The 21,420-nt window shown below is 71.0% G+C and carries 23 protein-coding genes; all 23 read right to left on the bottom strand.

Annotation, left to right across the window (positions count from 1 at the left end):
• Nucleotide 1: 1 nt before the first annotated feature.
• Nucleotides 2-559 carry a 50S ribosomal protein L5 gene (gene rplE / locus G446_RS0101435; protein ID WP_026408786.1) on the bottom strand — a complete coding sequence of 186 codons (558 nt, stop codon included), beginning with the start codon at nucleotides 557-559 and terminating at the stop codon, nucleotides 2-4.
• The gene (gene rplX, locus G446_RS0101430) at nucleotides 559-903 is read right to left on the bottom strand and encodes a 50S ribosomal protein L24 (protein WP_026408785.1); all 345 of its coding nucleotides are present in this window, start codon (nucleotides 901-903) and stop codon (nucleotides 559-561) included. The genes rplE and rplX overlap by 1 nt, the downstream gene beginning before the upstream one ends.
• Before the next feature lie 3 nt (nucleotides 904-906).
• Entirely contained in the window at nucleotides 907-1,275 is a 369-nt protein-coding gene (rplN, locus tag G446_RS0101425; protein WP_026408784.1) for a 50S ribosomal protein L14, read from the bottom strand.
• A 340-nt stretch (nucleotides 1,276-1,615) separates the two neighbouring features.
• Nucleotides 1,616-1,897 (bottom strand): 30S ribosomal protein S17, encoded by a 282-nt coding sequence (rpsQ, locus tag G446_RS0101420; protein WP_026408783.1) that lies wholly within the window; start codon nucleotides 1,895-1,897, stop codon nucleotides 1,616-1,618.
• An 8-nt stretch (nucleotides 1,898-1,905) separates the two neighbouring features.
• Entirely contained in the window at nucleotides 1,906-2,145 is a 240-nt protein-coding gene (gene rpmC, locus G446_RS0101415) for a 50S ribosomal protein L29 (protein ID WP_026408782.1), read from the bottom strand.
• The gene (gene rplP, locus G446_RS0101410) at nucleotides 2,145-2,564 is read right to left on the bottom strand and encodes a 50S ribosomal protein L16 (protein ID WP_026408781.1); all 420 of its coding nucleotides are present in this window, start codon (nucleotides 2,562-2,564) and stop codon (nucleotides 2,145-2,147) included. Before rplP ends, rpmC begins: the two co-directional genes overlap by 1 nt.
• Nucleotides 2,565-2,567: 3 nt before the next feature.
• Complete coding sequence (gene rpsC / locus G446_RS0101405) at nucleotides 2,568-3,437, bottom strand: 30S ribosomal protein S3 (protein WP_026408780.1); 870 nt, start codon at nucleotides 3,435-3,437, stop codon at nucleotides 2,568-2,570.
• Nucleotides 3,437-3,814 carry a 50S ribosomal protein L22 gene (gene rplV, locus G446_RS0101400; RefSeq protein WP_026408779.1) on the bottom strand — a complete coding sequence of 126 codons (378 nt, stop codon included), beginning with the start codon at nucleotides 3,812-3,814 and terminating at the stop codon, nucleotides 3,437-3,439. Before rplV ends, rpsC begins: the two co-directional genes overlap by 1 nt.
• Nucleotides 3,815-3,847: 33 nt before the next feature.
• Nucleotides 3,848-4,126, bottom strand: coding sequence for a 30S ribosomal protein S19 (rpsS, locus tag G446_RS0101395; RefSeq protein ID WP_026408778.1), 279 nt, complete (start codon nucleotides 4,124-4,126; stop codon nucleotides 3,848-3,850).
• A gap of 12 nt (nucleotides 4,127-4,138) precedes the next feature.
• Entirely contained in the window at nucleotides 4,139-4,975 is an 837-nt protein-coding gene (gene rplB / locus G446_RS0101390; RefSeq protein ID WP_026408777.1) for a 50S ribosomal protein L2, read from the bottom strand.
• A gap of 20 nt (nucleotides 4,976-4,995) precedes the next feature.
• Nucleotides 4,996-5,301 (bottom strand): 50S ribosomal protein L23, encoded by a 306-nt coding sequence (rplW, locus tag G446_RS0101385; protein ID WP_026408776.1) that lies wholly within the window; start codon nucleotides 5,299-5,301, stop codon nucleotides 4,996-4,998.
• Entirely contained in the window at nucleotides 5,298-5,942 is a 645-nt protein-coding gene (gene rplD, locus G446_RS0101380; protein WP_026408775.1) for a 50S ribosomal protein L4, read from the bottom strand. Before rplD ends, rplW begins: the two co-directional genes overlap by 4 nt.
• A gap of 4 nt (nucleotides 5,943-5,946) precedes the next feature.
• The gene (gene rplC / locus G446_RS0101375) at nucleotides 5,947-6,627 is read right to left on the bottom strand and encodes a 50S ribosomal protein L3 (RefSeq protein WP_051285537.1); all 681 of its coding nucleotides are present in this window, start codon (nucleotides 6,625-6,627) and stop codon (nucleotides 5,947-5,949) included.
• An 11-nt stretch (nucleotides 6,628-6,638) separates the two neighbouring features.
• The gene (rpsJ, locus tag G446_RS0101370) at nucleotides 6,639-6,947 is read right to left on the bottom strand and encodes a 30S ribosomal protein S10 (RefSeq protein ID WP_003786051.1); all 309 of its coding nucleotides are present in this window, start codon (nucleotides 6,945-6,947) and stop codon (nucleotides 6,639-6,641) included.
• A gap of 312 nt (nucleotides 6,948-7,259) precedes the next feature.
• Nucleotides 7,260-8,546, bottom strand: a complete 1,287-nt coding sequence (locus tag G446_RS15280) for a class C sortase (protein WP_211228212.1) — start codon at nucleotides 8,544-8,546, stop codon at nucleotides 7,260-7,262.
• Between the two features lie 126 nt (nucleotides 8,547-8,672).
• Nucleotides 8,673-10,283: a SpaH/EbpB family LPXTG-anchored major pilin gene (locus G446_RS0101360; RefSeq protein ID WP_026408773.1), complete on the bottom strand. Its 1,611-nt coding sequence runs from the start codon at nucleotides 10,281-10,283 to the stop codon at nucleotides 8,673-8,675.
• Between the two features lie 175 nt (nucleotides 10,284-10,458).
• Nucleotides 10,459-13,341, bottom strand: coding sequence for a CshA/CshB family fibrillar adhesin-related protein (locus G446_RS0101355; RefSeq protein ID WP_425393861.1), 2,883 nt, complete (start codon nucleotides 13,339-13,341; stop codon nucleotides 10,459-10,461).
• Between the two features lie 235 nt (nucleotides 13,342-13,576).
• Nucleotides 13,577-14,767, bottom strand: a complete 1,191-nt coding sequence (gene tuf, locus G446_RS0101350) for an elongation factor Tu (protein ID WP_026408771.1) — start codon at nucleotides 14,765-14,767, stop codon at nucleotides 13,577-13,579.
• Between the two features lie 148 nt (nucleotides 14,768-14,915).
• Nucleotides 14,916-17,048, bottom strand: coding sequence for an elongation factor G (fusA, locus tag G446_RS0101345; protein WP_026408770.1), 2,133 nt, complete (start codon nucleotides 17,046-17,048; stop codon nucleotides 14,916-14,918).
• 85 nt (nucleotides 17,049-17,133) lie between these two features.
• The gene (gene rpsG / locus G446_RS0101340; RefSeq protein ID WP_026408769.1) at nucleotides 17,134-17,604 is read right to left on the bottom strand and encodes a 30S ribosomal protein S7; all 471 of its coding nucleotides are present in this window, start codon (nucleotides 17,602-17,604) and stop codon (nucleotides 17,134-17,136) included.
• Entirely contained in the window at nucleotides 17,604-17,978 is a 375-nt protein-coding gene (gene rpsL / locus G446_RS0101335; protein WP_026408768.1) for a 30S ribosomal protein S12, read from the bottom strand. The genes rpsG and rpsL overlap by 1 nt, the downstream gene beginning before the upstream one ends.
• Nucleotides 17,979-18,340: 362 nt before the next feature.
• On the bottom strand, nucleotides 18,341-19,102 hold the full coding sequence (locus G446_RS18550) for a hypothetical protein (protein WP_051285536.1): 762 nt from the start codon (nucleotides 19,100-19,102) through the stop codon (nucleotides 18,341-18,343).
• Between the two features lie 140 nt (nucleotides 19,103-19,242).
• Nucleotides 19,243-21,417 (bottom strand): Hsp70 family protein, encoded by a 2,175-nt coding sequence (locus tag G446_RS15270; RefSeq protein WP_051285535.1) that lies wholly within the window; start codon nucleotides 21,415-21,417, stop codon nucleotides 19,243-19,245.
• Nucleotides 21,418-21,420: the final 3 nt, after the last annotated feature.

Below are 21,420 nucleotides of genomic sequence, written 5' to 3'. Positions count from 1 at the left end.
GTCACTTCTCCTTGAAGGGGAAGCCGAGCCGGCGCAGCAGCGAGCGGGCCTCCTCGTCGGTCTTGGCCGTGGTCACCACGGTGATGTCCATGCCGCGCACGCGGTCGATGGAGTCGGCGTCGATCTCGTGGAACACGGACTGCTCGGTGAGACCGAAGGTGTAGTTGCCATTGCCGTCGAACTGCTTGGGGCTCAGGCCGCGGAAGTCGCGGATGCGGGGCAGCGCGATCGAGATGAGGCGGTCGAGGAACTCCCACATGCGGTCGCCGCGCACGGTGACGTACGCGCCGATCGGCTGGCCCGCCCGCAGCTTGAACTGGGCGATGGACTTGCGGGCCCGGGTGACCTGCGGCTTCTGGCCGGTGATGGCGGCGAGGTCGCGCACGGCGCCCTCGATCATCTTGGAGTCGTGGGCGGCCTCGCCCACGCCCATGTTGACGACGACCTTGACGATGCGCGGGATCTCCATGACGTTGCGGTGCTGGAACTCCTCGCGCAGGGCCGGGCGCACCTGCTCGGTGTACCTGGTCTTCAGGCGGGGGGCGGTCTTGTCAGCCATCACAGGTCCTCCCCGGACTTCTTGGCGTAGCGCACGCGCACGGTGCGCCTGCGGCCGTTGGGGCGCACGCCCTCCTCGACGCGGAAGCCCACGCGGGTGCGCTTCTTGGTCTTGGGATCGACGAGCATGACGTTGGAGGCGTGGATCGGGGCCTCGACGGTCTCGATGCCGCCGGTGCGGGCGCCCTGGGCGGACTGGCCGATGCGGGTGTGCTTGGTGACGCGCTGGACGCCCTCCACCACGACGCGGTCGACGTCGGGCATGACCTTGAGGACGCGGCCGGTCTTGCCCTTGTCCTTGCCGGCGATGACAATGACCTGGTCGCCCTTCTTAATGCGTGCCATGCTTCAGATCACCTCCGGGGCGAGTGAGACGATGCGCATGAACTTCTTCTCGCGAAGCTCACGGCCGACGGGGCCGAAGATGCGCGTGCCGCGCGGCTCCCCGTCGTTCCTGAGGAGGACGGCGGCGTTCTCGTCGAAGCGGATGTACGAGCCGTCCGGGCGCCGGCGCTCCTTGCGGGTGCGCACGACGACCGCCTTGACGACCTCGCCCTTCTTGACGTTGCCGCCGGGGATGGCGTCCTTGACGGTGGCGACGATGGTGTCGCCGATACCCGCATAGCGCCGACCCGAGCCGCCGAGCACGCGGATGCAAAGGATCTCCTTGGCCCCGGTGTTGTCGGCGACCTTCAGTCGCGACTCCTGCTGGATCATTGAGTGTTCTCCTGTCGTCGAGCCGGTTCTCGCCCGCTCCGGGGAGCGCGAGCCTGGCCGAACGTTCTGTGTTCACATGCGCACCGCTCCCTCGATCGGCCGGGATGAGTCCGCGGCGCGAAGGCCCTCCAGACACGGGCGCACGGGGCGCGAGGTCTCCGGGGGGCGCACCGGGGGCGCGCGCAACTCCGTTAGCCTAGTCCAGGCCCTGGATGGCGCGGAACCGCAGGAGGCGGCCCGCGCCTGTGCCTTTGCTCACCGCTCCCGCGCCCGCCGTGCACGACGGCGCCGCAGCCCCGGGAGGGGCCGCGGCGCCGTCGGGAATCCGCCGGTCAGCGGGTCACTTGGCCTTCTCGATGATCTCGACCAGCCGCCAGTGCTTGGTGGCGCTGAGCGGACGGGTCTCCATGATCTGGACGAGGTCGCCGGGGCGGGCCTCGTTGCGCTCGTCGTGGACCTTGACCTTCTTGGAACGGCGGAGGACCTTGCCGTACAGGGAGTGCGTGTAGCGCTCCTCGACCTCGACGACGACGGTCTTGTCCATCTTGTCGCTCAGGACGTAGCCGCGGCGCACCTTGCGGTGCGGCCGCTCGGTCTTGGTGGTGGTGGTCTGCTCGCTCACGTGAACTCCTACTCCTGACTGCTCGGAGCGGTACGGATGCCGAGCTCGCGCTCGCGCACAATGGTGTGGATGCGGGCGATGTCGCGGCGCACGGCCTTGAGGCGCCCGTGGTCCTCGAGCTGGCCGGTCGCCGAGGCGAAGCGCAGGTTGAACAGCTCGGCCTTGGCCTTGGACAGCTCCTCGGCGAGGCGCTCGTTGTCCATGGCGTCCAGGTCGGTGGGGGTCAGCCCCTGGGATCCGATAGGCATCAGACGTCACCGCCCTCACGGGTTACGAAACGGGTCTTCATGGGAAGCTTGTGCTGGGCGCGGCGCATGGCCTCGCGGGCGAGGGCCTCGTCGACGCCGCCCAGCTCGAACAGGATGCGCCCGGGCTTGACGTTGGCGATCCACCACTCGGGCGCGCCCTTGCCCGAGCCCATGCGGGTCTCGGCGGGCTTCTTGGTCAGCGGGCGGTCCGGGAAGACGGTGATCCACACCTTGCCGCCGCGCTTGATGTGGCGGGTCATGGCGATACGGGCCGCCTCGATCTGGCGGTTGGTGAGGTAGGCCGGCTCGAGGGCCTGGATGGCGTAGTCGCCGAAGGCGATCCGGTTGCCGCCCTTGGACAGGCCCGTGCGGTGCGGGCGGTGCTGCTTGCGGAACTTGGTCCGGCGGGGGATGAGCACGGCTCAGGCCTCCGTTCCCTGGTTGGCGGCAGCGCTCTCGGCGGCCGGCGCCTGCTCGGCCTGCTGCTCGCCGCTGTGGCGCGGGGCGCCCTCGCCGCGGGGCTCACGGCCCTCGCCGCGGGGCTCACGGGGCTCACGGCCCTCGCCGCGGCGCTCACCGCGACCGCCGCGGCGCTCACCGCGGCCGCCGCGGCCGCGCGAGCCGGACTCGGCCTGCTGACGGGCGAACTCGCGCTCCGTCATATCGCCCTTGTAGATCCACACCTTGACGCCGAGACGGCCGACGGTGGTCTTGGCCTCGTAGAAGCCGTAGTCGATGTTCGCCCGCAGGGTGTGCAGCGGCACGCGGCCCTCGCGGTAGAACTCGCTGCGGCTCATCTCCGCCCCGCCCAGACGGCCGGAGCACTGGACGCGGATGCCCTTGGCGCCGGCGCGCATGGCCGACTGCATGCCCTTGCGCATGGCCCGGCGGAAGGAGACGCGGCTGGCCAGCTGCTCGGCGATGCCCTGAGCGACCAGCTGGGCGTCCAGGTCGGGGCTCTTGACCTCGAGGATGTTGAGCTGGACCTGCTTGCCGGTCAGCTTCTCCAGCGAGGCGCGCAGGCGCTCGGCCTCGGCGCCGCGGCGGCCGATGACGATGCCCGGGCGGGCGGTGTGCAGGTCGACGCGCACGCGGTCGCGCGTGCGCTCGATGTCGACCTTGGAGATCCCGGCCCGCTCCATGCCGTCCGCCATGAGACGGCGGATCTTGACGTCCTCCTCGACGAAGTCCCGGTAGCGCTGGCCGGGCTTGGTCGAGTCGGCGAACCAGCGCGAGCGGTGGTCCGTCGTAATGCCCAGGCGGAAGCCGGTCGGATTGACCTTCTGCCCCATTACCGGGCTCCTTCCTTCGTGGCGGCGTCGGACTTGTCCCCGACGATGACGGTGATGTGGCTGGTGCGCTTGAGGATCCGGCCCGCGCGCCCCTGGGCGCGGGGGCGGAACCGCTTGAGGGTCGGCCCCTCGTCGGCGTACACCTCGGTGATGAACAGCTCGTTCTCGTCGAAGCGCTCGCCGTCGCGCTCCGCCTTGAAGCGGGCGTTGGCGATCGCCGACTCGATGACCTTGCGCACCGGCACCGCAGCGGCCTGCGGGGCGAAGCGCAGCACGTTCACGGCCTCGACCGCCCGCTTGCCGCGCACGACGTCCACGACGCGACGGGCCTTCCTCGGCGTGCAGCGCACGTACTTGGCCTGCGCCTTGGCTTCCATAAGTTGCCTGCCTCTCAAACTCTCCGCCGTCCGTCAGCGACGCGACTTGCGGTCGTCCTTGACGTGCCCGCGGAACGTGCGGGTCGGAGCGAACTCGCCGAGCTTGTGGCCCACCATGGACTCGGTGATGAAGACCGGGACGTGCTTGCGGCCGTCGTGGACGGCGAAGGTGTGTCCGAGGAAGTCCGGCGTGATGACCGAACGGCGGGACCAGGTCTTGATGACGTTCTTGGTGCCCTTCTCGTTCTGGGCGTCCACCTTCTTCATGAGGTGGTCGTCGACGAAGGGCCCCTTCTTCAGGCTGCGCGGCATATCGGGCTCCTATCAGCGCTTCTTGCCGGTCCGACGACGGCGCACGATGAGGCGGTCGCTGGACTTGTTGGGACGACGGGTGCGGCCCTCGGGCTTGCCCCACGGGGAGACCGGGTGGCGGCCGCCGGAGGTGCGGCCCTCGCCGCCGCCGTGCGGGTGGTCCACCGGGTTCATGACGACGCCGCGCACGGTCGGGCGCACGCCCTTCCAGCGCATGCGACCGGCCTTGCCCCAGTTGATATTGGACTGCTCGGCGTTGCCGACCTCGCCGATGGTGGCGCGGCAGGCGGCCTCGACATTGCGGATCTCCCCGGAGGGCATGCGCAGCTGCGCGTACTTGCCCTCCTTGGCCACCAGCTGGACCGAGGTGCCGGCGCTGCGGGCGATCTTGGCGCCGCCGCCCGGCCGCAGCTCGACGGCGTGGACCACGGTGCCGGTGGGGATGGCGCGCAGCGGCAGGTTGTTGCCGGGCTTGATGTCCGCGTTCGGACCGGCCTCGACCATATCGCCCTGGTTCAGCCTGCTGGGGGCGATGATGTAGCGCTTCTCGCCGTCGACGTAGTGCAGCAGGGCGATGCGCGCGGTGCGGTTGGGGTCGTACTCGATGTGAGCGACCCTGGCGGGCACGCCGTCCTTGTCCGCCCGGCGGAAGTCGATGATGCGGTAGGCGCGCTTGTGCCCGCCGCCCTTGTGGCGGGCGGTGATGCGCCCGGAGGAGTTGCGTCCGCCGGTCTTGCGCAGCGGGCGCACGAGGGACTTCTCGGGCCGGTTGCGCGTGATCTCGACGAAGTCGGCCACGGAGGCGCCGCGGCGACCCGGCGTCGTCGGCTTGTACTTGCGGATTCCCATATCGATCCTCTCCTACCGGGTCACTTCGCCATGTCGCCGAAGATGTCGATGGTCCCCTCGCGCAGGGTGACGATGGCGCGCTTGGTGTCCTTCGACTTGCCGATGCCCGTGCGGGTGCGGCGGGTCTTGCCCCGGCGGTTCTGGGTGTTGACCGACTCGACCTTGACGCCGAAGATCGCCTCGACGGCCTGCTTGATCTCGGTCTTGTTGCTTCTCGGCGCGACGATGAACGTGTACTGGCCGCGGTCGATGCAGGTGTAGGACTTCTCGGAGACGACCGGGGCGATGATGACGTCGCGGGGGTTCCTGGACTTCTCGAGGCTCACTTGGACTCCTCCTTGCCCCGGCCCAGGAAGGCGTCCAGGGCGTCGGCGGTGAAGACGACGTCGTCGGTGGCGAGGACGTCGTAGGTGTTGAGCTGGTCGGCCGGCAGCAGGCGCGTCTCGGGGAGGTTGCGCAGGCTGCGCACGGTGAGCTCGTCCCCGCGGGCGGTCACGATCAGGACCTTGCGGTCGGTGAGGTGGCGCAGCGCGACCAGGGCCGCCTTGGTCGACGGCCTGTCGGTGGTGACGAACTCGGTGATGACGTGGATGCGGCCGTGGCGGGCCCGGTCCGACAGGGCGCTGCGCAGGGCGGCGGCCTTCATCTTCTTGGGCGTGCGCTGGGTGTAGTCGCGCGGCTGCGGGCCGTGCACGACGCCGCCGCCGGTGAACTGCGGCGCGCGGATCGAGCCCTGGCGGGCGCGGCCGGTGCCCTTCTGGCGGTAGGGCTTGCGCCCGCCGCCGCGGACCTGGCCGCGGGTCTTGGTGGAGTGGGTGCCCTGGCGGGCCGCGGCGAGCTGGGCCACGACCACCTGGTGCATGAGCGGGATATTGGGCTCGACGTCGAAGATCTCGGGGGGCAGCTCGACGGAGCCGGTCTTGTCCCCCTTCGAGTCGACGATGTCGACGGAGAGTGCGTCAGCCATGGTGTCAGGCTCCCTTCGCGACGGACTTCACGGCGGTGCGCACGACGACGACCGAGCCCTTCGGCCCGGGGACGGCGCCGCCCACGAGCAGCACGCCCTTGGCGGGGTCGACGCCGCGGACCTTGAGGTTCTGGACGGTCCGGCGCGCGTGGCCCATGCGGCCGGCCATGCGCAGGCCCTTGAAGATGCGCCCCGGGGTGGCGCAGGCGCCGATGGAGCCGGGCTTGCGGTGGTTGCGGTGCGCGCCGTGGGAGGCGCCCACGCCGGAGAAGCCGTGGCGCTTCATGACGCCCGCGAAGCCCTTGCCCTTGGAGGTGCCGGTGACGTCGACCAGCTGACCCGCCTCGAAGACGTCGGCGCCCAGCTCCTGGCCCAGGGAGAACTCGCCGGTCAGGGCGGTGCGGACCTCGGCGATGTGGCGGCGGGGGGCGACCCCCGCCCGCTCGAAGTGGCCCTTGAGGGGCTTGGTGACCTTGCGCTCGGGGATCTCGCCGAAGGCGAGCTGGACGGCCTCGTAGCCGTCGTTCTCAAGCGTGCGGATCTGGGTCACGACATTGGTGTCGACGCGCACGACCGTGACGGGGCGCAGGACGCCGTCCTCGTCCCAGATCTGCGTCATGCCGAGCTTGGTGCCCAGGAGCGCCCGGATGGGCGCCTCGGCAGTCGGCTGCTTAAGCGTGGTCATGGCCTGTCACCTCAGAGCTTGATCTCGATATTGACGTCGGCCGGCAGGTCGAGCCGCATGAGCGAGTCGACGGCCTTGGGGGTCGGGTCGACGATGTCGATCAGCCGCTTGTGCGTGCGCATCTCGAAGTGCTCACGGCTGTCCTTGTACTTGTGCGGCGACCGGATGACGCAGAACACGTTCTTCTCGGTCGGCAGCGGCACGGGGCCCACGACCGTCGCGCCCGCGCGGGTCACGACGTCGACGATCTTGCGCGCCGAGGAGTCGATGACCTCGTGGTCGTAGGACTTGAGCCGGATGCGGATCTTCTGTCCCGCCATGGCGCCTAACCTCTCTGCTTCTCTATCGACCGGTCCACGCGCTCGGGTGTGTCGCTCGCGCGACGCACACGGCTCTCCCTGTGAAGAAAGATGAGACCGGCCTGGACACACGGAAACCCGATGAGCATCGGGTCCGTCAGACTGGTTCCCGGGTCGACCCCGGGAGGTGGCCGGCAGACGATCGCCCGACCGGCCCGCCAACGCTATCAGCGCCCGCACGGCCGGGGAAGCCGAGCGGGCCGTCCGGGCCTGTGAGACCGACCACCCTGTCCCCCGCGCTCGGGCGTGTCGCAGGCGGTCGGACCGGGCCCCTCACAGGCCGAGGTGCTCCCCCAGGGTCCGGCCCCGGCGCACCGGCCGACGCCGGCCCTGCGCCCCGGCGTCGTCCCCGCGCCCCTGGCCGAGCCCGAAGATCTCCTCGTCGAGGCCGGAGTACGGGCTCAGCACGAGCGTGGGGGCCTCCGCCGCGCGGCGCCGGTCCTCGGGCGATTCCGCGCGGGTCCCGGGCGGGGCCCCGGGCGCGGCCGGCGACTCCTCGGACGCGGCCGGCGCAGCTGGCGGGGTCTCGGGCGCGACCGCAGGCGGGCCCTCGCCCTCCTCGGACGGACCCGCGGCGTCGTCGGGCGGGGCCGCGACGACGGCGTCGGGCGCGCCCTCCCCCGGGGCCGCCCCGTCCCGCTCCGGCCCGCCGCCGCTCCGGGGGCGGGGCGGGCAGCCGGCGCGCCAGACGTACAGGCCGATGAGGACCACGCCCCCGGTCAGGATCACCGCCCACCACGGGAAGCCGGGCACGTCCGGGGGGCTGCCCGCCGCGGCGAGGTCCTCGGCGGGGGTCGGCAGGATCCTCTCGCCGGTGACGAGGATGCGGTGGGTGTTGATGCCCAGCGGCGTGCAGGTGACGAGGGTGACCAGGTCCCGGCCGGGCTCGGCGCGCAGCTCCTCGGTCTGCTCGGGCTCGACGACCTTGGTCTCGACCACGCGGTAGGTGAGCACCTCGCCGAAGACCTCGATGACGAAGGTGTCTCCCGTCTCGACGCGGTCGAGGTTGGTGAACATGACGGCGTTGGCCAGGCCCCGGTGCCCGGTGATCACGGAGCGGGTGCCCGGGCCGCCCACCGGCAGGGAGGTGCCCTCCAGGTGTCCCAGGCCCTCCAGGAGGGTCTGGTCGGCGGTGCCGTGGTAGACGGGCAGGTCGAGGTCGATGGAGGGGATCTTGAGGCGCGCCATGAGGCCGGCGCCGTTGACGTCGAGGATCTGGTCGTAGCTCAGGGCCTGCTCCCCCGCCTCGCCCGCGCCGGTGGGCACGTTCGTATTGGCCTGCAGGACCGCGCCGACCGACAGGGCGTCGTTGTAGGCGCGGGCATTGGCCAGCTGCGTGGCGGCGTCGGGGCTGGTGCGGTCCACGGCCGCGGAGTAGTCGGCCACGACCCGGGACTGGTTGTACTGGCTGATCCAACTGGCGATCGTCGGGTAGGAGAAGACGATCATCCCCGCCAGCGCCAGCGTCGCGGGGATGAGGGAGGAGCGCGACAGGCGCCAGCGCCCGGAGCGGGCGGCGCGGGCGGCGCGGACGGAGGGACGACGGCGGGGGTGTGACATGCGGTGGGTTCTCCTGGGACTGACGCCGTGCGGCGGGCAGACCGGGGTCTGTCCGCCGCACGGCGTCGGCGCGGGGGCCGCGCGTCGGCGCACCGGTCCGTCAGGGGGCCGGTGCGCCGGCGGCGCTCAGGCCTGCGCGCGCTTCTTGCGGGACGACAGGGCGAAGCCGACGGCGCCGAGGATGAGCGCGGCGCCCAGCATCATGAGCAGGACCCGGCCGGCGGCACCGGTGAGGGGCAGCTGGGGGACGTCCTGCTTGGTGTTGTCGATGGTCACGTCCTTGTCGGCGGTCAGGCCGGCCTTGACGGCCACGGGGGTGGAGTTGTTCGTCGTCAGGACGTAGCCGGCGGGCGCCTTGGTCTCGACCAGGACGTAGCAGCGCTGCGTGTGGTCGGGGGTCACGCCCGTGACGCCGGCGGCGCCCACCTTCGAGTCCACGAACAGTCCGGCGATGCTCACCACGCCGGTGGCGTCGGAGGTGAACTCGGTGGCACCTCCCACGGCGATCGGGTCGCCGGTCCTGGTGGCGGCGGAGCAGTCGGCGGCGTAGGGGTCGGCGGCGTTGTAGACCTGGAAGACCGCGCCCTCCAGCGCCTTGGCGTTGTCCTTGTCCTGCTTGAGGACCTTGACGTCGCCCCAGCTGGAGACGACCTCGTTGGTGGGAGTGCCGTCATCCGGGGTGCCCGGGGGGATGTCGTTGGGGGTGGTCGGCGGGGTGTCCGGCGGGGTGTTCGACGGCTTCGCGTCGACGTAGAGCTTGGCGGTGTTGCGGATATTGCCGTCGGCGGGAACCGACTTGACGGTGGCGGCGAAGACGACCTCGATCGTGGAGTTCGGCTTGGTCTTGAGGTGGGCCAGGCCGGCGCTGTTGAAGCCGACGGTGACCGTCTGGCCCTCGGTCGCGGTGTAGTAGGAGGTCGGCACGTCCACGCCGTCGATCTTGACCGAGACGACCTTGCCGTTCTCCATATTGGCGTCGAGCGGGTCGTCGATGATGAAGTGGGTGAAGTTGTCCGTCGCGGCGATGGACGGGATCTTGGCGGTGACCGGGAAGGTCACCTGCTCACCGGCCTGGACGCCGTGCTTGGTCTCCTCGACGGTGATCGACTTGGTGGGGGCCAGCACGACGGTGTTCTTGGGGTAGACGTTGACGTCGTAGAGCCAATTGCCGTCGGGGTGGGCCGTGTTCGCCGTGTTGTTCGGGAACGGGATGGTCACCAGGAAGGGCGCGGACTTCGTCTTGACCGTCGCGGGGGCCGAGGTCTCGCAGACCAGGTAGGCCTTGACCGGCAGGTTGCCGATGGTGGTGTTGCCGGTGGCGTCGGTCGGGGCGCTGACCACGCCGGCGTCGAAGGCGGCCGCGGCGCCGCCGGGCAGCGTCAGCGCGGGGGTGTTGTCGTCCGCGCCGCAGGCGTCGGCCGGAACGGACAGGGTCTTCAGCCCGTCCCAGGAGGCCTGGGCGGTCAGGTCCAGGTTGCTGATGGGGAAGGCCGTGAAGACGACGTCGGCGACCGGGTCGCCGCCGTTCGTATTGGTCTTGCCGTCGGCGGTGCCGTCACTGCCCTGGGAGCCGGACTCGTGCTTGTGGATGATGATCGAGCCGGTCCTGGAGGTGTCGATATTGCCGTCGGCGGCGACGGCGGCGCCCGAGACCAGTCCCAGGCCCGCCACGCCGATGGCCAGAGCCCCGGCGGCGGCGGCGACTCGGCGCCCGAGGGCGCGAGCGGTCGTGCTCATGTATGTGTGTCCTTTCATCGTGCACGGCGCGGGCCGTGCGGATGCTCAAGAGATGGGATGCGGGGAGACGCGATGAGGAAACGGCGCGCTCTCAGGGCCGAGGCTCTGCTCCGCTCGGTGTCAAGCCCCTGGCGGGATCCGCGGTCGGACCGGGGCCCCGTCAGCTGCGGGTGGGTTACTGAACGGTCTGCGAGCGGCGCCTCCTCACGTAGGCGGCGACCAGGGCGACGGCGCCGAGCGCCGCGCCGGTCAGGAGGAAGGCGTCCGCGCCCATGCCGCCGGTCAGCGGCAGCAGGGGGACGGTGGTCTTGGAATTCGTGAAGGACGCGGTGAAGGCGTAGTCCAGGGCGTCCGCCGAGATGGTGAAGGAGTGCGACGTCGCATCCAGCGCGTAGCCGGCCGGCGGGTCCTTCTCCGTCAGGGCGTAGGCGTCGGCGCTCCACTGCAGGGCCGCGACCTTGAAGGAGCCCGCCACCGGGTCCTGGTCGGTGAAGGGATCGGTCGGGCAGGGCGCCTGGGCGCAGTCGTTCACGACGGTGCCCGCGGGCACGCCCGGACCCGTCAGCGTCCAGGTGGAGCCCGACAGCGGCTTGGCGTTGTCCGCGTCGACCTTGGTCCACGTCACCGAGCCCACCAGGGGCTGGTTGACCACGCCGTTGCCCGCCACGCCCTCGGCGGGCACCAGCGTCCCCTCCAGGGCGGAGCCCCTGATCTGGGTGAAGGAGAACTCGCCGCTCGCGGCGGCGTAGCCCGCCGGCGCCGTCGTCTCCCTGATCGCGTAGGTGCCCCACTTCAGGCCGGTCAGCCGGAAGCGGCCCGCGGCCGGGTCCTGGTCGAGGTAGTCGCCCGCCGGGCACGAGGCCCCGGCGCAGTCCGCCACGACCGTGTCCGCGGGGACCTCGGGACCGGTCAGCGCCCAGGCCGACCCGGCCAGTTCGGCGCCCTGGGCGTCGACCTTGCTCCACGACAGGGAGCCCGGCTTGGCGGTGTTGGTGATCGTGCACGAGACGCGGTCCTCGTTGTTGACGGTCAGGCTCGCCGCGCCGTCGGTGCTCTGCCCGACGCTGGAGGAGTAGGGCTTGCCGGTCTCGGCGACGGTCCCCTCGGTCTCGGCGCAGGTCCACTGGCCCGCCTCGTAGCCGGCGGCGTCGGGGTTGTCCGAGCTCTCGGACAGGGCCACCTGGCCGGCGGCCACGGCCTGGGGGTCGCCGGTCGTGCCGGCCCCGGAGATCGTGTCATTGGCGCCCGTGCCCGTCACCGTCCACTGGTCGGCCCCCAGGCCCGGGACCTCGGCGGAGGCGTAGGTGTTGTCGACGCCCTTGGTCAGCTGGAGGGTGGGGACGCGGATGGAGACCTTGTAGTCCTCGACCTCGCCGGTGGAGGTGATGCCCACGGGCCTCTGGCCGTCGCCGCCGTTGTCATTGGTGATGCGCACGCGCATGTAGCTGTCGGGCCGGGAGCCGGGCTCGCCGTCCACGCTGCGCTTGGTGTTGGTCACGTCAGCCGGGACCGTCCAGGTCAGCGTCGCCGAGTTCGAGGCGTTGTCGCAGGCGACCTCGTTGCTCTTCTCGGCGTCGTCGAAGGCCCCGTTGTTGTTCCAGTCGATCCAGGCGGCGATCTTGCCCGTGCCCTCGCAGGCGACCCTCTCGGTGTGGGACTGCCCCGGACCGGTGACGATGCCCCACTGGGTCAGGTCTATGGAGTCCTCGTCGTCGAAGATCGCATTGGTGTCGTCGGCCTGGGCGTCGGCGGAGAACTTCTGGTAGCCCTCGGCGTCGATGCGCTCGCCCAGGCGGGGGGCGCCCCGGTCCATGTACATCTCGGCCTGGGGGCTGACCCCGAAGGCGTCGGTGGTGGCCGTCACCTCTCCGCCCTTCCAGGTGGGCTGGAACAGAGAGCCGGCGTAGCCGTAGGACTCGGGGGCGTCGCCGAAGTCGGTGGCGACGATGAGGCCCAGCGCGACGGCGGAGTAGCCGGCGCCCTGCATGGTGATGGTCGCCTTGGTGGCGCCCTCCATGAACATGACCGCGTCGGGGCCGCCGATGCCGTTGGGATGGGAGTAGGTGCCCGACGTGCCGTCCGCCGCCCGCTGGTAGACGCACTCCTCGTCGCTGGGCATCAGGCGCAGGGTCTGGCCGCCGTTGGACACCTCGGCGTCGGTGGTCACCTGCTTGCCGGTGGTCTTGGAGACGCACCCCTGCGAGCGCATGGTGTCCAGGACGCGCCAGGTGACGGGCTGGTCGGTGCTGGCCTGGACCCACTCGTCCTGATACTCCGAGGTCGCCCAGGACTTGATGCCGTAGCGCCGCGAGGAGGCCTCGGCGTCGGCGAAGACCAGCCCCTGGATGGGGACCGGGATGATGCTGCCGTCGGGGGCGCGCAGCTCGGCCGAGCAGGAGTAGTCCACGCTCACCTGGGCGTTGAAGCCGGTGGGGTCGGTGCTGGAACCCGGACTCCCCCAGACCTTGCTGTCCCAGGTGTTCGCGCCGTTGTAGGCGTAGCCGTTGGCCAGGCCGATGACCATCTGGTTCTTGTTGGTGTAGTCGCCCGGGTAGGTCAGCCCGCTGTGCCAGGTCTCCGAGCCGTCGCTCCACTGGCCGGGACCGCCCACGTTGTAGAGGTTGTCGAGCGCGTCGCCGGCCCAGGCGCCCGGGATGGTGGCCACGAGCGGGCCCTTGGCCTGCGCCTCGGTGGTGGCCGGGTTGTGCCCCAGGTGCTGGAGGTTGGACAGGGTGCAGGTGGTCACCAGGGTGCCGCCGTCGCCCAGGTCGCGCTCATTGACGAAGTCCTTGGTCTGCCCGTAGTCGAGCACGGGGACGTTCGGCTTGGCCACGCCCTGGAACTGCGAGTAGTCGGCCCACTGGAGCCACTGGATCGTATCGACGTAGCGGCCCGAGCCGCCGGTGGCGAAGACCGCGGGGAGCGCCGCGCCCGCGGGGGCGGCGCTCGCCGTTGTGGGAACGGCGTCCGGACCGAGCACGAGGGCCGCGGACGCGACGCACAGCGCGACGAGGCCCGTCAGACGACGACGCACGGCGTCCTGGCGGAAGTGAAACACGGGGGAACTCCAAGAAGGGTCTACGGACGGGGGAATCAATCTCGTGAAGACCCATTGAGGCTATGGGACGGACGTCTCGGAACAGCCACGCCCCCGTCTCGTTCGCACAACGTCTCGGCCACGACCTCGTCTCGCCCCGCGCGCCGGGCGCGCAAAAGCCCGGGCGCCCGTCGTCTGCGGGGAGACGACGGGCGCCCGGGCGCTGCGCGGGCGGGCCCGCGGCGGGGAGATCAGATCACTTGATGATCTTGGTGACGCGGCCGGAGCCGACGGTGCGGCCGCCCTCGCGGATGGCGAAGCCGAGGCCCTCCTCCATGGCGATGGGCTGGATGAGCTCGACGGTCATCTCGGTGGTGTCGCCGGGCATGACCATCTCGGTGCCCTCGGGCAGGGTGATGACGCCGGTGACGTCCGTGGTCCGGAAGTAGAACTGCGGACGGTAGTTGGAGTAGAAGGGGTTGTGGCGCCCGCCCTCGTCCTTGGTCAGGATGTAGACGTGGCCCTCGAACTCGGTGTGCGGGGTGATGGAGCCGGGCTTGCACACGACCTGGCCGCGCTCGACGTCCTCGCGACGGGTGCCGCGCAGGAGCAGACCGCAGTTCTCACCGGCCCAGGCCTCGTCCATGGACTTGTGGAACATCTCGATGCCCGTGACCGTGGTCTTCTGGGGCTCGCGGATGCCCAGGATCTCGACCTCGGAGTTGATCGGCAGCTTGCCGCGCTCGACGCGGCCGGTCACCACGGTGCCGCGGCCGGTGATGGTGAACACGTCCTCGATGGGCATGAGGAAGGGCTTGTCCATGTCGCGCTCGGGGGTCGGGATGTACTCGTCGACCGCGTCCATGAGCTCCTTGATCTTGGCGACCCACTCGGGGTCGCCCTCCAGGGCCTTGAGGGCGGACACGCGGATGACGGGGGCGTCGTCGCCGTCGTAGTCCTGGGAGGACAGCAGCTCGCGCACCTCCATCTCGACCAGGTCGAGCAGCTCCTCGTCGTCGACCATGTCGGCCTTGTTGAGGGCGACGAGCAGGGCCGGCACGCCCACCTGGCGGGCGAGCAGGACGTGCTCGCGGGTCTGGGCCATGGGGCCGTCGGTGGCGGCGACCACGAGGATGGCGCCGTCCATCTGGGCCGCACCGGTGATCATGTTCTTGATGTAGTCGGCGTGGCCGGGGGCGTCGACGTGGGCGTAGTGCCGCTTGGCGGTCTCGTACTCGACGTGCGCGATGTTGATGGTGATGCCGCGCTGGCGCTCCTCGGGGGCCTTGTCGATCTCGTCGAAGGGGGTGAAGGGGTTGAGGTCCGGGTACTCGTCGTGCAGGACCTTGGAGATCGCAGCGGTCAGCGTCGTCTTGCCGTGGTCGACGTGACCGATCGTTCCGATGTTGACGTGCGGCTTGGTCCGCTCGAACTTGGCCTTGGCCACTGGTGTCCTCCTGGGACTCGGGTAGTTCTCTTCGTCGAAGTTCGACTGCACACATGCTAGCCGGGCCGACGCCGAGAGTCTCTACTGGTGGATTGTTGGGAATCTTACTGGAATGCGGGCGCGGGGCGCCCCCGCGCGCCGGAGGCGGTTACTCGCCCTTGGCCCGGGCGATGATCTCGTCCGCGACGCTCTTGGGGACCTCGGCGTAGGAGTCGAAGCTCATCGAGTACACGGCGCGGCCCTGGGTCTTGGAGCGCAGGTCGCCGACGTAGCCGAACATCTCGCTCAGCGGCACGGCCGCCTTGACGACCTTGACCCCCACGGCGTCCTCCATGGACTGGATCAGGCCGCGGCGGGAGTTCAGGTCGCCGATGACGTCGCCCATGTACTCCTCGGGGGTGCGCACCTCCACGGCCATGACGGGTTCGAGCAGGACCGGGGAGGCCCTGCGCGCGCCCTCCTTGAAGGCCATGGAGCCGGCGATCTTGAAGGCCATCTCGGAGGAGTCGACCTCGTGGTAGCCGCCGTCGACGAGGGTCGCCTTGACGTCGACCACCGGGTAGCCGGCGAGCACGCCGGTGAGCATGGCGTCCCTCACGCCGGCGTCGACGCTGGGAATGTACTCGCGCGGCACGCGCCCGCCCGTGATCTCGTTGGCGAACTCGTAGTGCGCGACCTCGCCGTTCTCGTCCGCCTCGGGGGTGAGCGGCTCGAAGGACATGAGCACCTTGGCGTACTGGCCGCTGCCGCCGGTCTGCTTCTTGTGGGTGTACTCGACCTTGTCGACCTTCTTGCGGATGGTCTCGCGGTAGGCGACCATCGGGTTGCCCACATTGGCCTCGACCTTGAATTCGCGGCGCATGCGGTCGACGAAGACGTCCAGGTGGAGTTCGCCCATGCCGCCGATGACGGTCTGACCGGTCTCCTCGTCCAGGCGGACGGTGAAGGTCGGGTCCTCCTCGGACAGCTTCTGGATGGCCATGCCCAGCTTCTCCTGGTCGCCCTTGGTCTTGGGCTCGATGGCCACGTGGATGACCGGGTCCGGGAAGGACATGGACTCCAGGATGACCGGGGCGCCCTGGGCGCACAGGGTGTCGCCGGTGGTGACGTCCTTGAGGCCGATGAAGGCGTAGATGTGCCCGGCGTGGGCCTGCTCGACCGGGTTCTCCTTGTTGGAGTGCATCTGGAAGAGCTTGCCGACGCGCTCCTTCTTGCCCTTGGTGGCGTTGAGGACCATATCGCCCTGGGAGACCCTGCCGGAGTAGACGCGCACGTAGACGAGCTTGCCGTAGAAGGGGTGCGTGGCGACCTTGAAGGCGAGCGCCGAGAAGGGCTCCTTCTCGTCGGCGGAGCGGGTGACGACGACGTCCTCCTTGCCGGGGGCGTGGCCCTCGACGTCGGGCACGTCCAGCGGGGAGGGCAGGTAGTCGAGCACGGCGTCGAGCATGGGCTGGACGCCCTTGTTCTTGAAGGCCGAGCCGGCCAGCACCGGGAAGGCCTCGCCGGCCACGGTGAGCTTGCGGATGCCCCGCTTGAGCTCGTCGACGCTCAGCTCCTCGCCCTCCAGGTACTTCTCCATGAGCTCGTCGTCGGCCTCGGCGACCGTCTCGATGAGCTCGGCGCGCAGCTCCTCGGCCCGGCCGACCAGGTCCGCCGGGATCTCCTCGTACTCGACGACCGCGCCGCGGGTGTCCTTGCCCTTGGCGTCCTTCTCCGGGAAGCGCACGGCCCGCATCTGGAGGACGTCGACGACGCCGGAGAAGCTGCTCTCCGAGCCGATCGGGAAATTGAGGACGATCGGGGTGGCGTGGAGGCGGTCGCGGATGGTCTGGACGGAGAAGTCGAAATTCGCGCCCAGCTTGTCCATCTTATTGATGAAGCAGATGCGCGGGACGCCGTACTTGTCCGCCTGACGCCACACCGTCTCCGACTGGGGCTCGACGCCCTCCTTGCCGTCGAAGACGGCCACGGCCCCGTCGAGCACGCGCAGGGAGCGCTCGACCTCGACCGTGAAGTCGACGTGGCCGGGGGTGTCGATGATATTGATCTGGTTGTTCTTCCAGAAGCAGGTGGTGGCGGCGGAGGTGATGGTGATGCCGCGCTCCTGCTCCTGGGGCATCCAGTCCATGGTCGAGGCGCCGTCGTGCGTCTCGCCGATCTTGTAGTTGATGCCCGTGTAGAACAGGATGCGCTCAGTCACGGTGGTCTTACCGGCGTCGATGTGGGCCATGATGCCGATATTGCGGACCTTGGTCAGGTCCGTCAGCACGTCGAGTGCCACGAGTGAAGTCCTTCGTTATTCAGTCGGTTCAAAGTGATGACGCCGGCCGGCCCCCGCCGGGGCGGGCCCGGCCGACGCGCCGCCGTCACCAGCGGTAGTGGGCGAAGGCCTTGTTGGACTCGGCCATTCGGTGCATGTCCTCGCGGCGCTTGACAGCGGCCCCCAGTCCGTTGGAGGCGTCGAGGATCTCGTTGGTCAGGCGCTCGGTCATGGTGTTCTCGCGGCGCTGCCGGGAGAAGTCCACGAGCCAGCGCAGGGCCAGGGTGGTGGCGCGGGCCGGGCGGACCTCGACTGGGACCTGGTAGGTGGCACCGCCCACGCGGCGGGAGCGGACCTCCAGGGCCGGGCGGATGTTGTCCAGGGCGCGCTTGAGGACGGAGACCGGGTCCTGGTCCGTCTTGGAGCGCACGCCCTCCAGGGCGCCGTAGACGATGCGCTCGGCGGTGGACTTCTTGCCGTCCAGCAGAACGCGGTTGACGAGCTGGGTGACGACCGGCGAGCCGTAGACGGGGTCGACGGCGAGGGGGCGCTTGGGCGCGGGACCCTTGCGGGGCATTACTTCTTCTCCTTCTTGGCGCCGTACTTCGACCGTGCCTGCCGGCGGTTCTTGACGCCCTGGGTGTCGAGGGCGCCGCGCACGATGTGGTAGCGGACGCCGGGGAGGTCCTTGACGCGGCCGCCGCGCACCAGCACGATCGAGTGCTCCTGGAGGTTGTGGCCCTCGCCGGGGATGTAGGCCGTGACCTCGATGCCGGTCGACAGGCGCACGCGGGCGACCTTGCGCAGGGCGGAATTGGGCTTCTTGGGGGTCGTGGTGTACACGCGGGTGCACACGCCCCGGCGCTGCGGACTGGCCTTGAGCGCCGGCGTCTTGGACGACGAGCGCTTCGTCGAGCGGCCCTTGCGGACCAGCTGCTGAATGGTGGGCACTACGGATTCTCCATCTACACGTGCGTCTGGGCTGATCTGGCCCGCCGCCGGCCCCGCTCCCCCGGCGACGGCGCGCGCCGCCGCGGGGTCTGGGCCGGCCCGCCGTCGCCGGCTCGCCGGCGCTGCGTCCGGAGCCCCGCGTCAGGGGCCCGTCGGTTCCCGCCGCGGCAGACCCGCGTCACGGGACGGCCGCGGCCGCGCCCGCTGGGAACGGAAGTGGAGAGGCGACCCGCGTGCGGGCACCGCGGGCCAGGCTACCCGCGGCGCGCCGCCGCCGCCAGGGCTCGACGGGAGCCATGCGCGTGGTCCTGGACACCCCGGCGCCCGGGCGCGGGCGGAGGGGCGGCGCGGAGCTCAGGCGCTCACGAGCCGTTATCCGCGGCGGGGGCGTCGTCCGGGGCGCCGGAGGAGTCATCCGACCCGCCCGGCCCGCCCGGGGCGGCGGGGGCGTCGTCCGCTCCGCCGGGGGTCTCGTCCGGGGCGCCGCTCTGCCCGCCGGGAGCCGGGGTGGCCCCGCCGGGGGCGCCGTCGTCGCCCCTCCCCACACCGTTGAGGACGTCGACGATCTGCTGGCGCCCGGGCAGGTTGACGCCGAAGGCCTTGAACCGGTCGTAGAGGGCGTTGACGTCCCCCGTGTCGATCTGGCCGATGTAGTTCTGGGCGTCGGCCAGGGTCTGGTTGTACAGGGTCTTGCCGCCCTGCTGAATCCCGTAGCCCGTCGCCACGGCCGGCAGGACCAGGGCGGCCAGGAGCACCAGCGCCGGCACGAGCCGGGCCCGCGAGCGCGCCACGCCGACGATCGATGTGATGAACGCGATGAGGGCGACCACCGCCCCCAGGCCGAAGACGGCGATGACGGTGCCGCTGACCAGCGAGCCCTGCCCCAGGATCACCTTGAAGACCTTCACGGAGGCGAGCAGGGTGTAGGCGGACCAGCCCAGCAGCCCGCAGGCGCACACCGTCAGGAGCCCGGCCACGAAGGCGGCGGTGGAGTAGCGCCGGCGGCGTTCGGGCGCCGCGGCGCGCGCGTACGGCTCCGCCGGGGGGACCGGGGCGCCGCCGGGATCCGGGGCCCCGCCGGAGGCGGGCTGGTAGGCCGGGGGCGGGTAGGAGGGTGATGACATGATGATGATCCTGAACGTGCGGTGGTGTTGGGACTGGGCCTTCCGCCCGCTGAGTCGCCGGGTGGCGGCCGCCCCCAGAGTACAGCGGCCCCCGCGGGGCGGATCCGGGCAGTTCTTCCCAGGCCCGCCGCTGCGGCCGCTCACCACCGGCGCAGTCCGGCGGCCATGGAGGCGATGCCCTCGGACAGCCCGCCCGCGTCCGCCGTTCGGGGCGCCGGGCGCTCCTCCGTGGAGATCTGCGCGAGAGAGCGGGCGCTGGCCAGGCCGAGCCCGCAGGTGATGATGCGGATCCCCCTGCCGGTCAGGGCGCGGGCGATATTCTCGGCCCGCTCCGCATCCCCCAGATCGCCGTCGCCGAAGATCGCGATGACCAGGTCGCCGCGGCACCCCTCGAGAAGTTCGTCCGCGCGGCGCAGGGCCGGGCACACGTTGGTCCCGCCGTCGGCCGTCGCGGCGCCGATGAGGGCGCGCGCGGCACCGCCGCCGGGCTTCGGGGCGGCCGAGCCGACGACGAGGTGATTCCACAGGACGGCGCCCGCCGAGTATCCCGCCTCCCGCGCGGAGTCGAGGAAGGCGAGGCAGCCCTTCTGGGCCTGGGGCAGGTCGTCCATCATGGATCCGGACACGTCCAGGCACAGGATCACCGCGCCCCCGAAGGAGTCGGCCAGCTCGTCGAAGTGATCTCCGACCGGCCACCGGGCGAGGGGACGGGCCCGCCGCGCGTCGTGCGGGAGCCAGTCCCGGGTCTGCGCCACCGGGACGAGGGCCGGGCCGCTGACCCGCCGGGTCAGCCGGTCCAGGCGCTCCGGCGCGCCGGCGCCCCGGCTGCGGCCGCGCACCGCGAGCGGCCTGCCGTCCTGGAGGACCGCCAGACGCGGGATGCCGTCGACGTCCACGCTCACTTCGAGCACGACCTCGCCGCCCCGCGCCCCCTTCAAACCGGAGATCTCCAGGACCGCGACGTCGCGGTAGAATTCCCGTTCCGGCTGGACGACGGGGCCGAGCTGCTCCACCAAGGTCACCATGGCGCGACCCTGATCGGGGGCGAGCGTCGCCGCCGAGATCCGCCGATCGCAAACCGGCAGCGCCTCATTGGCCGCGACGACGGGGACGACGGTCTCCGGTCCTCCGGGTTCACGGGAGTCCCGCAGGACCAGTCCAATCTGTCGCGGCGCCACGGTGAGTACGCTGCGGGTGAGGAGCGGATTGCGCGCGGCCCCGACCGCCGCAGCGGACATCCCGGCGGTCCGGTCCGGTCGCCGGGCGGCCAGCTCGCGGGCCAGTATCGCAGCGCCCCTGGCCACGCAGGTGTCCGGATCCCGCAGGACGGCCCGCATGCCCAGGTGCTGGGCGACGGCGCGCGTCACCTGGGGCATGCGCGAAGATCCTCCCACCAGGACCGCCTCGTGCGGGGCCCGCACCCGACGGACGGGGGCGGCGGCGAGGACCCGGCGCGCCACATCCACGGTCTTGTCCAGCAGGTCAGCGGTGACGCGCTCGAACTGCTCCCGGGTGATCGTCACCGCGGCCCGATGCCCGCACCGGCGCAGGTTCACATCCGCCTTCCCGCGACGCGACAGGGAAATCTTCACCTTCTCCGCATGCGCGCGGAGCCGCTCCAGGAATTCGTCGTCATCCTGCGCCCCGGGGTCGGCCGCGATGGTGATCCATTTCTCCAGGATCAGGTCGCTGAGGCGCTCGTCCCAGTCGAGACCGCCCAGACGGCAGTCACCGTCGACCGCGACGACGCTCGCCGGTCCTCGGCCGCGCTGCTCGATGACGGTGACGTCGAAGGTGCCGCCGCCCAGATCGTAGACCAGGCGGGTGTCCCCCTCCTCCAGGGCGCCGACGGCCGCCAGGGAGGCCGCGGCCGGCTCCGCCAGCAGTCCCAGGCAGTCGATCCCGGCGATGCGGGCGGCGCTGCGGGTGGCCTCCCGTTCGGCGGCCCCGAAGTACGCCGGGACCGTGATGACGGCGCGCACCCGCCCGCGACCCAGTTCCGCCTCGGCCAGGTCGGCCAGGTGGCGCAGAATGATCCCGGAGATCCCCTCCGGGCCGTACTCCTCATCGCCGAAGGACATGGCGGTGTCCTCGCCCATCTCCCGCTTGATCCCCACGACGGTGGAATCCGGATCCACCGGGGCCATGAGGGCCGCTCCCACCCCCACCTCCCACCGTTCCCCGTCGAAGTGGACGACCGAGGGCGTGTACGAGCTCCCGTCCTCGGCACTGATGACGACCGGCGCGCCGTCGCCCGCGTCATGGGCGATCACGCAGCGGGTGGTTCCCAGGTCGATACCGATAATGACGTCCATGGC

Source organism: Actinomyces dentalis DSM 19115, from assembly GCF_000429225.1.
Taxonomy (GTDB): Bacteria; Actinomycetota; Actinomycetes; order Actinomycetales; family Actinomycetaceae; genus Actinomyces; species Actinomyces dentalis.
Note: the sequence above shows the minus strand (reverse complement) of the source record. Positions and strands in the feature narration are given on the sequence as shown.